Origin of the sequence: Brenneria uluponensis (assembly GCF_032395385.1) — a bacterium.
Taxonomy (GTDB): Bacteria; Pseudomonadota; Gammaproteobacteria; order Enterobacterales; family Enterobacteriaceae; genus Prodigiosinella; species Prodigiosinella aquatilis.
Genome location: NZ_CP135917.1, coordinates 2,674,809 through 2,688,229 on the forward strand (window position 1 = coordinate 2,674,809; position 13,421 = coordinate 2,688,229).

13 protein-coding genes are annotated in these 13,421 nt (G+C 45.9%); 5 read left to right on the forward strand and 8 right to left on the reverse strand.

Annotated features, from left to right (window positions below):
- Positions 1 to 89: 89 nt before the first annotated feature.
- From RS889_RS12355 to RS889_RS12385, 7 genes are all read right to left on the reverse strand, one after another.
- Positions 90 to 320, reverse strand: a complete 231-nt coding sequence (locus RS889_RS12355) for a FeoC-like transcriptional regulator (RefSeq protein WP_021015792.1) — start codon at positions 318 to 320, stop codon at positions 90 to 92.
- A 55-nt stretch (positions 321 to 375) separates the two neighbouring features.
- Positions 376 to 2,703, reverse strand: coding sequence for a Fe(2+) transporter permease subunit FeoB (gene feoB / locus RS889_RS12360; protein WP_315707474.1), 2,328 nt, complete (start codon positions 2,701 to 2,703; stop codon positions 376 to 378).
- Between the two features lie 14 nt (positions 2,704 to 2,717).
- Positions 2,718 to 2,957, reverse strand: coding sequence for a FeoA family protein (locus RS889_RS12365; protein ID WP_315707476.1), 240 nt, complete (start codon positions 2,955 to 2,957; stop codon positions 2,718 to 2,720).
- 11 nt (positions 2,958 to 2,968) lie between these two features.
- A complete protein-coding gene (locus RS889_RS12370; protein WP_315707477.1) occupies positions 2,969 to 3,217 on the reverse strand; it encodes a FeoA family protein in 249 nt (82 codons plus the stop codon).
- Positions 3,218 to 3,545: 328 nt separating this feature from the next.
- Positions 3,546 to 5,561 carry a carboxy terminal-processing peptidase gene (gene prc, locus RS889_RS12375; RefSeq protein ID WP_021015788.1) on the reverse strand — a complete coding sequence of 672 codons (2,016 nt, stop codon included), beginning with the start codon at positions 5,559 to 5,561 and terminating at the stop codon, positions 3,546 to 3,548.
- Positions 5,562 to 5,580: 19 nt separating this feature from the next.
- Positions 5,581 to 6,309 (reverse strand): RNA chaperone ProQ, encoded by a 729-nt coding sequence (proQ, locus tag RS889_RS12380; protein WP_021015787.1) that lies wholly within the window; start codon positions 6,307 to 6,309, stop codon positions 5,581 to 5,583.
- An 84-nt stretch (positions 6,310 to 6,393) separates the two neighbouring features.
- Positions 6,394 to 6,900 carry a GAF domain-containing protein gene (locus tag RS889_RS12385; protein ID WP_037381569.1) on the reverse strand — a complete coding sequence of 169 codons (507 nt, stop codon included), beginning with the start codon at positions 6,898 to 6,900 and terminating at the stop codon, positions 6,394 to 6,396.
- A 962-nt stretch (positions 6,901 to 7,862) separates the two neighbouring features.
- Here RS889_RS12385 and RS889_RS12390 point away from each other — a divergent pair.
- Complete coding sequence (locus tag RS889_RS12390) at positions 7,863 to 8,054, forward strand: YdfD/YebW family protein (protein WP_315707478.1); 192 nt, start codon at positions 7,863 to 7,865, stop codon at positions 8,052 to 8,054.
- A 418-nt stretch (positions 8,055 to 8,472) separates the two neighbouring features.
- Here the strand turns inward: RS889_RS12390 and RS889_RS12395 are convergent, their stop codons facing one another.
- A complete protein-coding gene (locus tag RS889_RS12395; protein ID WP_037380923.1) occupies positions 8,473 to 9,285 on the reverse strand; it encodes a phage repressor protein CI in 813 nt (270 codons plus the stop codon).
- A 637-nt stretch (positions 9,286 to 9,922) separates the two neighbouring features.
- On the opposite strand from RS889_RS12395, the gene RS889_RS12400 reads away from it, so the two are divergent.
- The 4 genes from RS889_RS12400 (at position 9,923) to RS889_RS12415 (ending at position 13,324) form a co-directional block, all read left to right on the forward strand.
- Complete coding sequence (locus tag RS889_RS12400; RefSeq protein ID WP_315707479.1) at positions 9,923 to 10,432, forward strand: replication protein B; 510 nt, start codon at positions 9,923 to 9,925, stop codon at positions 10,430 to 10,432.
- A gap of 79 nt (positions 10,433 to 10,511) precedes the next feature.
- A complete protein-coding gene (locus RS889_RS12405) occupies positions 10,512 to 10,739 on the forward strand; it encodes a DUF2732 family protein (RefSeq protein ID WP_315707480.1) in 228 nt (75 codons plus the stop codon).
- Positions 10,739 to 10,963, forward strand: a complete 225-nt coding sequence (locus RS889_RS12410) for a TraR/DksA family transcriptional regulator (protein WP_021015781.1) — start codon at positions 10,739 to 10,741, stop codon at positions 10,961 to 10,963. The genes RS889_RS12405 and RS889_RS12410 overlap by 1 nt, the downstream gene beginning before the upstream one ends.
- Before the next feature lie 96 nt (positions 10,964 to 11,059).
- Entirely contained in the window at positions 11,060 to 13,324 is a 2,265-nt protein-coding gene (locus RS889_RS12415; RefSeq protein WP_315707481.1) for a replication endonuclease, read from the forward strand.
- The last annotated feature ends 97 nt before the right edge of the window (positions 13,325 to 13,421 follow it).

The window sequence follows — 13,421 nt, forward strand, 5'->3', positions numbered from 1 at the left end:
ACAAACTGGAAAAATATGAAAGGTGTGTATTCAGATAAAAAAAGGCAGGCGTTGCCTGCCCATAATAATAGTCAAAGGTGGGAATGGATCTATACAGATCCCAGCCATTCATAATATTGGCTAATACCTTTATCACAAGAACAGCAACTACCACATTTACCGTTATCCACTGTGCGATGACAACGTATTTTGCCCTTCTGAACCCATACATCCAGCATCCCTTCGACAACACCCGGTTCGGCGTGAAATGTCATGCTGATGTCACGTAGAGAAACCTTTTGTTTTTCACGCACAAAGTCACGCAATTCAATTAAGGTCATTCTTTTCTCCTTAACGTTCCCGGCGGGAACAATATTTCCCGCGGTCACAAAACTTTTATTTCAATTCGTCTGCCATTACACGCTGTCTCGGCGGAACACCTTTACGACGTAGCAGCATAATTGTGGTAGTAAATACCACCAGCACTCCCGCTATGGCCAACATGGAATATTGCGGATGCTGGGCAAACCGGCCAATTTGGTAAACAATGACAGCCGAGCCATACCCCAGTTGAATCGTCCAGGCTATGCAAAATAACGTCCATGCGGTGCCGACTTCACGCCAGACGGCAGAAACGGCGGCAACACAAGGCACATACAACAACACCATCAATAGGTAACTGAATGCGCCCAATTTGCCATCAAACAGTTGCGAAATTACGGTCAGTGAAGTAACCGAAAATTCATTCTTCGCTGCCACTGTCGCGGTATCACTTAAATCCCCGATCTCAATACCCAAAGGATTAAGCAGCGCATTGCCAAGCTTGCTGAAGTTCTCGGGAATAGTCGCCAGCGCTTCTGATACACCATCCACTAAACTGAATGGTTTTTTTTCTTCTTGCGTTCCGCCTTCCTGATGAGCCGCCATAGCACCATAAAGCGAGTCCAGTGTCCCTACCACCGCCTCTTTAGCAAAGATGCCCGTAAATACGCCGACAGCAGCCGGCCAGTTATCATCTTTGATACCCATGGGTTTAAACACCGGTACAATCTTCTGCCCAATGGCCGAGAGCACAGATTTTTGTGTATTCTGATTGCCAAATGATCCATCAACACCCATAGAATTGAAGAAGCTCAGGATCATGACAACCATTACAATTAGCTTCCCGGCTCGCAATATAAACCCTTTAAGCCGCTCCCAGGTCCGAATCAACACACTGTGCAATCCCGGTAAATGATAAGGAGGAATCTCCATCACAAATGCGGCTGCATCCCCTTTTAACGCCGTATTTTTTAGTATGAACCCCGTTGCTATAGCGGCGACAATACCAATCAGGTACAAGCCAAACACCAGATTTTGACCACCGCGGGTAAATAAGGCCGTCGCAAATAACACATAAACCGGCAATCTCGCGCCACAGGACATAAAAGGCGACATCATTACCGTAACCAAACGGTCACTGTGTCTCTCCATCGTTCTGGTTGCCATTATCGCCGGTACATTGCACCCGAACCCCACAATCAACGGGACAAATGCCTTACCTGGCAACCCCATGCTGCGCATGAAGCGATCCATCACAAACGCTGCACGCGCCATGTAACCAGAATCTTCCAGATAAGAAAGGAACAGATACAGACAACCAATAACCGGGATAAAAGTGGAAACCGTTTGAATACCACCGCCAATGCCATCAGCCAACAATGTTTTCAGCCACTCAGGCACATGCATATTCAGCAACAGTTCACCAAACCCATCGACAAAAATCGTACCAAACAGCTTATCGAAGAAATCAATGAATGCGCTGCCAACATTGATGGTGAAGACAAACATCAGATACATCACAGCCAGAAAGATCGGGATGCCGAAAAAACGGTGGAGAACAATGCGATCAATTTTATCCGTCATCGTTGCTGAAACTTCACCACCCCGGGTAATAGCAGCATTCGCTATAGTGGCGACAAACCGATAACGTGCGTCGGCCAAGAAAATGTCCAGTTCATCCTCATAATCCGCAACCAATGCAGCAATCGTCTCATCAGCCTTAGTCAACAACGGTTCAGGTACGCGACTGCGTACTGTCACGTCTCCCTCCATCAACTGGATAGCCAACCAATAGGCATTAGGAATATCAGCAACACCATGCAGTGTTAGTGCAATTTCCTGCGCAGCTAGTCGTAACGGTTCATCATACGGGATGGTTATCTGCGGTGTGGCGGGGTTTTCCAATGCAGTTTGACACATCAATCGCAGGTCATTAATTCCCTTCTTCTGACTGGCAGTCACAGGAATGACCGGACATCCTAATTGCCGTTGCAATTCTGCGATATCAATGTTCAACTTGCGGGAAGCTGCGATATCCATCATGTTCACCGCCACCACCATGGGAACATTCATGTCCAGTAATTGAGCGGTCAGATAAAGATTACGTTCCAGATTAGACGCATCAATGATATTAAGTACCAGATTTGCTTCACCGGAGAGGATGTAGTCACGTGCCACACGCTCGTCTTCTGAACTTTCGGATGACGGATTCAGAGAGTAAACACCGGGGAGATCCACCAGCGTCGTCAGTTGATTTTGATAACGGTAATAGCCAACTTTCTTTTCTACCGTAACACCCGGCCAGTTACCTACTGTCTGCTTACCGCCAGTAAGGGCATTAAATAAGGTTGTCTTGCCACAGTTGGGGTTACCTACTACACAAATAACAGGTTGTACATCCATAAAAAATTCCTTACCTACCGCGCACTTTTAACATTTTCCAGAATCAGAATCTGGACTTCGGCTTTACGGACACTGATCGCTGCACCACGCAGGCGTAATTCAATAGGGTCACCCAACGGCGCTACCCGAGAAACCGTAAATTCCACCCCTGGCGTAACCCCCAATGCCAACAGGCGCTTACGATAATCAGCCGATCCCTTTTGAAACCCGACCACTCGCCATTTAGTCGCGACGGACAATACTTCCTGTGCCATGGTTTTCCCCTTTATAAGCCTGAACCCTGAGGAGAAACCCAAACTTGTTTCCCCGTATCCCAATTGATTGCCACACGGCCATCACCGGCAGCCAACATCAATGGTTGATTAGCTTCACGTTGAATCACTCGAACATTGCCACCCACACGTATGCCCAGTTCAGTCAGGCGTTGCTGACTTTCTCCCGTCAAGCGGATTCGGGCAACAATGGCATTGGCATTAAGGGGAATATCGAGCAGAGTTTGAAGACTTAAGGCCATACATCATTCCTTCACTAAAACATCAATAAGTTCGCATTTACTGAAAGGGACTTTATCTCTCAATCACTTTGTGAAAATGATAAGTGATAACTATTATCAATAATATTCCTATCAATAGCTATTCTTTTGACGCACATCAAACTAAGAAGAAATAATCCTGGCCACAACTTTTCATTCGTGTCGATACATAGTCGATAGTGCTTTCACAAGCGGAGCTGAAAGGAAATTGCTAATCATCCCGGTAAGGCAGGAAGCGTGGGTATTCAGTAAGAAGTAAAAAAAACCCCGTCCAGATTACTGGTCGGGGCTTGATAGCCATCAGAAAAAACTATTTCTTCTGCTGCTGAGCCAAATCCTCAGCAATCTGTACAGTTTCATCCAGATACGGATCAGGGCCTTGATAATCCTTCGGTAGCGCATCCAGCGATTTCAACAATGGTTTGCCTTGACGTTTAAAACGCTCATTAATGCGCTGTAAACGCAACGCTTCATCTTCATTATTCTCTTTTTCGCGTTGTGCCAAATTGAGAGAAACATGATTAAGCTTATCTTTCATTTCATTATAACGGGCGACATCCTGCTCGATAAACTGGAATTCGGGATCCTTCGCAATCCGTTCCTGGTGCCGTTTAATCAGCTCTGGCAGTATTGATGAGAAATCACCGACTTTGCTGTAATTAGCCGCTTTAATGCTATCCCATGGCAAAGCGTTATCCTCAAACTTCTCTCCGGTGTCCACGGTCTCCGTACCGGTTGGCATCATGATATCTGGCGTGACGCCCTTTCGCTGAGTGCTGCCACCATTAATACGGTAGAACTTCTGAATTGTGTATTGCACCGACCCCAACGCTGGCCATTCCGGACGCAACATCTGGTCATAGATCCGGTTCAGAGAGCGATACTGCTGTACAGTCCCTTTCCCGAATGTCGGCTCACCGACGATTAATGCACGTCCGTAATCCTGCATCGCCGCAGCAAAAATTTCCGACGCCGATGCACTGAAACGGTCGACCAAAACAACTAGCGGTCCCTTATAATAAACGATGCCGTCAGTATCGCTATCCTCACGTATCTTACCGTTATTATCACGTACCTGAACCACTGGCCCACTTGGAATAAACAGACCGGAAAGGCTTACAGCTTCAGTCAACGCGCCACCACCATTGGCACGCAGGTCGATGACGATACTGCTGACATGATCTTTTTCCAGCTTCTGTAACTGAACCTTCACATCATCCGTCAAACCAACGTAAAAACCGGGAATATCCAGTACGCCGACTTTATCTTTCCCTACCTTTTTCAACGTCATTTTGACAGCACGGTCCTCCAGGCGGATACGCTCACGCGTCAGTGTCACCACCCGTGTCTTGGCACCTTTACCTGCTGGCAGAATTTCCAGACGAACCTTACTGCCTTTCGGGCCCTTAATCAGCGCAACAACATCATCCAGACGCCAACCGATAACATCCACCGTCGCTTTGCCAGCCTGTCCAACCCCTACGATGCGATCGCCGACATTAATATGTTTACTTTTTGCTGCCGGGCCACCAGGTACCATAGAGTTGATGACCGTGTAATCATCATCCATCTGTAATACGGCGCCGATGCCCTCCAGAGACAGACTCATTTCCGTATTAAACTGTTCAGTATTGCGGGGGGACAAATAGCTAGTATGCGGATCTATTTCCCGAGCAAAAGCATTCATGATCAATTGAAAAACATCTTCACTATTACTCTGCACCAAACGTCGAATTGCGTACTGATAACGTTTGGTCAATGTGTTTTTAATTTCCTGATCACTTTTGCCAGTCAGTTTCAGATTCAGCCAATCATATTTAACCTTGGCATCCCACAAGTGGTTCAGCTCGTCGACACTCTTAGGCCACGGAGCCTTGCTACGATCAAGATCGATAGTGTCATTACCATTGAGGTTTATCGGCTTGTTCAATAACGACAACGCATATTGATAACGTTCGAAACGTCGCTTCTGCGTCAAGTTATACAATGCGTAGGGCAAATCCAGTTTACCCGCTTCCAGATCCTCACCCAGTTCACCTTTTTTACTGGAGAATTGAGCTATGTCAGACGCCAGTAACACGTTATGACTGTAATCCAGCATATTGAGATAGCGGGCAAAAATTTTACCGGAGAATTGTGCATCCAGCGTAAATCGTCGGTAATGAGAACGCAGGAAACGCAAAGTAACACGATTACTCACTGTTGCATGCTGGGGTTCCGGATGCAGTTGAGGGATCTGATCGACGCGTGTAATGGTTTCACTGGCGAAACTGCCGCCCGCCAGCAGAAAGCAGGCTAATACGGTTGCTTTTACTAATTTGTTCATGCCCAGGTTGGCCTCCGTATCAGAACTGCAAATGTTCTGCGCGTACGATCATTGCCAAACCTGAAGTGAGTTGAACCCTGACTTCACCTTTAGCAATCTCAAGCACAGTGGCATCCATGGCATTTTTGCCAGCTCTGACTTTAATTTCCTGACCGATTTGCAGTTTAGATATATCCGTAACCACATCTCGCTGAGTCTGTTTTTCCTCACGGACAGGTTTGGACTGGCGTGATTGAGATTTGTCTGTCGACGAAGACGGAGGGGGAATCTGCGTTGGGCGAGAAACAGTCTGACGCGGTCGGCGAGCAGCAGCACCGGAGTCATCCCGATCACGACGAGGAGCAGAACGCTTGCGGACGGGTTCAGTCACTTCTCCCGCTTCACGTTTCTTCGCTTGTTGTTCCGCTCGCTGGGCCTGAACACGGGCTTTTGCCTCTTCCAGTTGTTTACGTGCATGTTCCACATGTTGCTGTTCAAGCTCTCCGCAAGGATTACCATCTAAATCAACACGCTGAGCACCTAGTTTGATGCCATACAAATAACGCCAACTGGAAGTGTAAAGCCTCAGAGCAGACCGCAATTGTGTTTTGCTGACATGATCTGATTCAGGTACATGTGCGACCAGATCCTGAAAGATTCCGATCTTCAACGGACGGGCTTCACCTTCACTGGTGAAGCAAAGCGGGAACCGCTCCGCCAAATAAGCAATAACTTCTTTACTACTGTTCAACTTAGGTTGATTTTCCATGAAATTTCCTGATTACAACGGGTTTGCCAACCAGCGCGGGCATGAACAGGCGCCATTATAATGACGCCATCGGCAATTGCTACGTTATCCGTGTCCCAACATGAGAGAATTAATAAAATTAGATATATCACTCTGTTCAAGCTGAGTGCAAAGTACCGCAACCAACGCCTTAAGCCCTTCTTCATCAGCGGCGTCAAACCGTTGATAAATAATGCTATCAATATCCAGTACACCAACAAGCTGCCCACCAACCTGCAACGGCAGCACAATTTCAGCATTGCTTGCCGCATCACAAGCAATATGGCCGGGAAATGCATGAACGTCCCCTACACGCTGTACCCGATTTTCCGACACAGCGTGGCCACAAACGCCTTTACCCGCAGGAATACGAACACAGGCGACATGGCCCTGGAACGGCCCAAGAAACAAGGTATCTCCTTCTAACAAATAAAACCCTGCCCAGTTCACGCCTTCAAGCCGCTCGAACAGCAAAGCGCTGCTGTTTGATAATATAGTGATAAACCGATTTTCACCTGCAATTAATGAGGATAAGTCACGCACTAACTCATCATAGAATTGTTGTTTTTTCATAAAAATACGTTTTTCTTTGTAGATCATTCAGCTACTGGTATCAAATTTATATTAAATAAGTATTCAGGTCAGGATGCTACAAGATTTATCTGTCTGCACAAAATATCTCTGTTGAATATCGACATAATACAGGAATGCCATTGTGCGCTCAGGTACTGATTATTGCGCGACAATAATCACATGATATAAATCATTCAAGTTACAATCATTAATACTAATAATACCCATCATGAACAATAAGATAACGTTAAAGTATCAACCCTTCTCATTATGTGGCTTATCCTGAGGAACACACAAGTGAGTAGTTTAACCGCATTTTTCGCCAGCCATCATTCAGTTAAGCTATGATAATCGTGGACCAGTTAACCCGTTGGCAAGAAATGTAAAAAATTCGCAGGATAATACATCCTGTTCTGTTAAGTTATTTTTACAGATCCGTCATGGCCGCGCCTCAGTAAGAACACGTTCCACATTACAGCTATCGTACTAATCCACAGATGAAGACCCACGCTCTCTTATCCTGGTGGCCAGCCTCGCTACTATAGGCCATTTATCTGCAATAGCAGCGATAATTCCCACTCCGGCATTCAGCGCCCATCGCACTCCTGACTTAGGATAAAATCCGTGGTTTCCTTAAAGGCTACCGTGGCAACATGAGGCCATCGTGGCGTAGCCGATCCATTTGCCGAACCGGCATTCTCTCCCAATCGTGAACAAACGTGTGACTGGTTCAAAGATAAAGATGCCCTCTCCAGATGATTCGCCGGCTCCCGCACGAATCAGTCCGCGATGGTGCATACGTGGGCGTCAAACATCGTTGATGGATTATTCAACGCTGATGACGGTTATCTCGTTCAGCACCGATATCACCACATTATGTATTTTCATCTACAATCTTTTTATGAACCAAGAAATAAAAAACAGTTATACCTATACCGGTCGATAAAAATATTGAGGAAAACATGTTCGTACTGGTGATTTTTGTTTGTTATCTGGGTAACGGCTGTGACGAACTTGTGATCGATGCTTATTTCACCGAATCGCAATGTCTCAGAGCCATGAGCGAACAGCGTATTCGTAATGGAGGTTGTTTGCCTATTGAAGACATCATTGATGGTTTCTGGATCCCCGCACAAACGTACAGCGATTTATGAACCTGATTGCCAAAGCTCACGTTTCTCAGTTCTCAGTGTTATAGTTTTGAAATACGCACATCTCAGTAAAAATACACAAAAAGTGGCAGCGACACAGATATACATTCACGACGCTGCCAAACGGGATGGTTACTACTCTATTTTTATTATAATTTTTTATATTCATTAGAATTCATGCGATTGCCGCCGTTCTGTATTTCAAAATCTATCGGGAGTAGACAACCATCATGTTGGTAATGATATTCACTTTATTTTCATATCGATACTGAACGCAATAATCGAAAGTAGAATGTTAAATATCATTAGCTAAAGCGCACTCCCATTAAAGTAGTGACAGGAAACAGGTTCACCACTCTATTTATATACAGTATTACACAATTTTAATATTGGGCAACAAAGTGCAGTTTGCAATAAACGATCAGATATTCATGGTAAGCGTCAATATTACAAAACCCAGTGGAGTCACCTCATCCACACCACATTGGAAGTGAGAAGAACTCCCCACCACATTAATCTTGCGACCCGGTAACAGCGCAACGTCATAAATATCGCTTTTACCATCAATATCCAGCAACCAACGCCCATTACTGACGCTCGTCACCCCAGTATCCACCAACCATGATGCGGAACTACTTTCGATCCGCAAAGGATTAAGCAATCCTTTGGGTAAAAACTGTGGGTCAGCCTTCCAGTGTGCAGCATCGTACAATTTGCCGACCTTAAGCATTTTGCAAGGGATCGGAATAATATCCGTTTCCTTATCCTCATCACTGCGACTTTCCGCCTGAACAGCCCGTCCCTTACCAATAGCTAACCATTCCAGCGAAACTCCAGTATCAAGTGCGCAAGCTATCACAACATCACCAGGGAAAAAGTCTCGACGAATCCAGGTGCTGATAGTACCAGGTGCGATTCCCAGTAAGTCACCTAACTCTTTTTGCGTACTAAAACCGTAGGCATCCAACATTCGACGGAGTACCGCTTTACCACCGGAAGATAAAATCTGTTCATAAAGTACCTTACCTTTCAACGGTGTTCTACCAAGCACATTATTTGAATTTGCGAAATTCCCCGTAACTAACCACCCAGCATCCGCGCCAGTATCAAGTGCACACTTAAGGATGATATTACCAGGAACATTTTCACGCTGAATCCAGTTACTGATTGTGTTTGTAGGAATTTCAGTAACTTCACTCAATTCCTTTTGAGTTTTTACCCCATAGCTTGACATGATACGTTCAAGTACAGAGGCTGCTACTGCAGTACTACTATTTATATTCAAAAACACCTCGAGAGTATTTACATATACACGTAATGTGTTCTATAGTGTCTCCACGCCACATGTATCACCATACAACACCATAACCTGCAGGAGATATTGCTTTATGTCTGATGACATTGCAATCCAATCACACCTTTCTAAGGGAAATCTTACTGTCGAATACCCAACGCCAGTGATACGAATACCTAAGCCATTCCATCGCCACAGTGGCGTAATCAAGTACACCATCACTCATCACGTTTCATTTACTAAATGAGGTAAATAGAGTGGCCCGGTGAACAGTTCAGATGTCTTTACATCCCAAAAATGGTGTATCAACAGGACTATATTACTGCTCAATTTCCTAACCAAAACTTTTATATTCATTCGCAAATGCAAAAATATGGAAAGAAACACGTTTTAGTGACAAGAAATCACAACAGATACTTGATAAATAGCAACTATTTGTGTCGAGAGGCCATCATAGAACAACTGGCTGTCACTATGCCAAACCATAATTCGACAAATCGAATTCCATGATAATAGCATCAATCGTTTCATCAAAATTGTTTCGTTCATCATGCAATTTATGACGGAGACATCTGTTATGACATCACATTATGCGGTTACAGCCACACATCTACAGGAAATGCCGGCAAAATTGCGAGCACTGATCGGAAAATATTTTGCAGAACCACGCTGGCGGCACACTTGCTATTTTTACAACCGGATGTCAGAGCGCTATCGGCGAACAATCTGCTTCCATGCCGGATTGGGCAATAGCGATACGGTGTATCAACTGGAAGAGATGGATGAAACCACCCGCGAACGGGTAATTAGCGCACTCGATGAACTACGCCAGGCCTTCAATCATCCACCGCGGCTATCAACACCAGTTCTTGGTTTTATTCATCGACTTTCTATCAGTGAGCGCCGAACACTGTTTTTCCATGCCGGATTATCAGCCACTGAATTTAACCAACCAATCCAAAGAATAGAGGACCAAAGTTGTACCTGGAGTACGTCATTGCTGGTGGCACTGGATGAGCTGAAAACACTGTTTGATGACACCCCGGCCATTCTCACCAGTGTAAAACCTGAAAATTATACCCGGTAACTCAAGCTAGATCAGATTAAAGCATTAAGCGCGGTCGCAATAGCGACAGGCTTCCTACCGTCTGAAAAGGATAAATATCTTGAAAAATCAATCATTATCACACCATTACCAGCCACAGGCTGCTTTTGACCGAGCGCTCATAACACGACGCGAAGAGCTGCTGTCAGAAGCGGCCCGTTTTTACGCAGGTTATCTAAAACAACTGGCCGCTCACGCCCAACATGAACACCTTTCCACACCTGAGATCGTCGAACTACTTTGTCTGGAAGCAGAAAAAATTCAGCATCAGGTAGGGGAACGGTGCTAATGGCAGACAGTATGGATATCTCCCAAGAACAACAAGCGTTAATACTATCAGCCCAGATTGCCAGTGCCCGCAAATTGCCGACGCAGATATCAGCACATACCTGTGAAGACTGTGATGCAATAATCCCGGAAGCACGCCGGCTGGCCATTCCTGGTGTCACTTGCTGTGTGTCATGTCAGGAAATTCGGGAACAGAAAAAACGCCGCGTTCAGGGGTCATCATGACAATTTCCCGACCCGTTGCTGTCCTGATTGACTGGTCGTCCGTCAGGACCATCTTTTTCTTTTGTATCAATTAATTGTCTTTCAGAGTGACTGCACATGACACGATCAGTCCGGGGGCGGTTCCCCCCGACACTGCCACCTCCGTTCCCCGGTAGACACGACACTACGTTCGTTGGGCCTTATCCATGGAATGCACCGCGTCCGGCAATTGGTCAAGAAATATCGTCGCTGTCTTGTGAAGAGATGCATCAAGGACAGGCTGTACTATTACGCCTGAATACATTGCCGCGTTTTCTTGCCACTCATTTCCAACGGCGTTTTGAATTTCTCAAACAAAATCAAGGATTACAGACTGCATTTCGTTATCTACGGATGGTTGATGAACGGCTTTGGTCACGTATTGAAGCTATTAACGCACGACATCAGATGAATATCAGCATGTCGCCCCGTTTTCTCAACAACGAGGATAATTATCAATGCTTACCGGATATGTCTGATAAAACCTTGCGCACATTTGCCAGTCATATCGCCAGACAAATGCATGACGCTTATAACGATCTCAGTGATGAATATCTTGCTATGCACCAAGGTGACAGACAGCAACTATTTACTGATGCGGCACAACAATGGCTATACGGAAAAGTTGCCGGAATGGCTCGGGCCTTTAACATTGCGCCCCTGCATTGGCATAAATATCAAAAAAAACGCCTCACGCAACGCAACGCCTTCGCAGCACTCATCCGTCTGGTTACAGAACGTTGGTGGGAGCGCCAGTTAAAAAGCCAACGTGCGCGTTGGCGTGAAGCGTTATTAATAGCTATTGGCCAGGTTACCAGAGCGACCTCTCCTTATGCCAGCCAGCAGGCGATACAAGACATCCATGCACGCCGGATATCTAACCTCGATTTTTTGAAAAGTTGTGAATTGGAAAATATCCACACTGGAGAACGCATTGAGCTCATTGACAAAGTTATGTCCAGTATCGCCAATCCAGAAATCCGACGAATGGAACTGATGAGCACCATTGCCGGTATTGAGCGCTATGCTTGCGAGCGGGGTGACATCGGTATGTTTATTACGCTGACGACCCCATCCAAATATCACGCTACCTGTGTCGTGGGCCAGGAAAAACGAGTTCTGCTTAATCGGCATTGGAATCATTCATGCTATACCCCAAAAGACGCTCAGCATTACCTGGTCAGAATGTGGGGTAACATTCGCACTGCACTGAAAGATCGCAAATTATCGGTTTATGGACTGAGAGTCGTAGAGCCTCATCATGATGGCACCCCACACTGGCACATGATGCTGTATTGCACCCGAGAACAACGGCAAGCCATCGTTGATATCCTACGCCACTACGCGCTGAAAGAAGATGGAAACGAAGCGGGTGCCCAACAAAACCGTGTCGATTGCAAACATTTGAATAAAGGCGGAGCAGCGGGATACCTTGCCAAGTACATCGCCAAAAATATTGATGGCTATGCTCTGGATGACGAACTGGACAACGAAACCAACAGACCATTAAAAGAAACCGCAGCCGCAGTCACTGCCTGGGCTTCAACCTGGCGCATTCCACAATTCCATTTTATCGGATTACCCACTATCGGCGCCTATCGAGAGTGCCGGCGTATCCGCACTATGTCACTGGAAAAGCACTTTGATAAACAAATCGAAGCCGTAAGGCAAGCAGCCGATATCGGCGACTTCGCCGCTTACATCCAAGCTCAGGGGGGAGCCAACACCCCCCGGATCCGACAATCTGTGCGCGTCGCCCGAACACTGAGCGATTCTCTTAATGTTTATGATGAAAAAATCGCAAAAGTCACCGGCATTTTTTCTCCCCGCTATGGTACGGAGCACATCTTCACAACGCGTCCAAATGAGTGGCGTATCGTTAGCAAATCTACTGAATCAGAGACATCCCATTTAACCCGCGATGTTGCAACGCCTTGGAGTTCTGTCAATAACTGTGGGTCGAATGCGAGACGTCCTCTTCTGCGGCAAGCGAATGTACAGTATCAACCCTGCAATGATGGGAACTCATCCACACAATCAGCTTCTATTGACTGGCAGGATGAGAACGTAATGCGGACGCTGGCCATTTCAGTTCTCCGACAAACCCCTCCGCGTCGTTTCCTGCAACAACCAGTGGATCCCACAAAGGATCTCCCACGAACGCCATCATCTCGTTTGACTCAAACGCAACGCCAACAGTTGGTTTATCTGAAAACGGCACTCCGGCAACAAGGTGTCGCAACATCACGTTGGGAACGGGAGGCACTGGCCCGTGGCGCTACCATAATTGTAGAAGGCCAGAGAATTCATAATCTTCAGAACTGGAATTCGATTAAAAAATGATTAAAGACACATTATATAGTCACATCTTATGAACTTATGTATTGACGAACATTTCAATATATAAAATACTGTATATAAATACAGTCTACCAATGGAA

Excerpts from the sequence above, each read along its gene's own strand:
- RS889_RS12390 (WP_315707478.1), top strand. The coding sequence starts at position 7,863 with ATGTTCGTACTGGTGATTTTTGTTTGTTATCTGGGTAACGGCTGTGAC.
- proQ (WP_021015787.1), bottom strand. The coding sequence starts at position 6,309 with ATGGAAAATCAACCTAAGTTGAACAGTAGTAAAGAAGTTATTGCTTAT.
- feoB (WP_315707474.1), bottom strand. The coding sequence starts at position 2,703 with ATGGATGTACAACCTGTTATTTGTGTAGTAGGTAACCCCAACTGTGGC.
- RS889_RS12385 (WP_037381569.1), bottom strand. The coding sequence starts at position 6,900 with ATGAAAAAACAACAATTCTATGATGAGTTAGTGCGTGACTTATCCTCA.
- RS889_RS12395 (WP_037380923.1), bottom strand. The coding sequence starts at position 9,285 with ATGTCAAGCTATGGGGTAAAAACTCAAAAGGAATTGAGTGAAGTTACT.
- RS889_RS12410 (WP_021015781.1), top strand. The coding sequence starts at position 10,739 with ATGGCAGACAGTATGGATATCTCCCAAGAACAACAAGCGTTAATACTA.
- prc (WP_021015788.1), bottom strand. The coding sequence starts at position 5,561 with ATGAACAAATTAGTAAAAGCAACCGTATTAGCCTGCTTTCTGCTGGCG.
- RS889_RS12415 (WP_315707481.1), top strand. The coding sequence starts at position 11,060 with ATGACACGATCAGTCCGGGGGCGGTTCCCCCCGACACTGCCACCTCCG.
- RS889_RS12365 (WP_315707476.1), bottom strand. The coding sequence starts at position 2,957 with ATGGCACAGGAAGTATTGTCCGTCGCGACTAAATGGCGAGTGGTCGGG.
- RS889_RS12400 (WP_315707479.1), top strand. The coding sequence starts at position 9,923 with ATGACATCACATTATGCGGTTACAGCCACACATCTACAGGAAATGCCG.
- RS889_RS12355 (WP_021015792.1), bottom strand. The coding sequence starts at position 320 with ATGACCTTAATTGAATTGCGTGACTTTGTGCGTGAAAAACAAAAGGTT.
- RS889_RS12370 (WP_315707477.1), bottom strand. The coding sequence starts at position 3,217 with ATGGCCTTAAGTCTTCAAACTCTGCTCGATATTCCCCTTAATGCCAAT.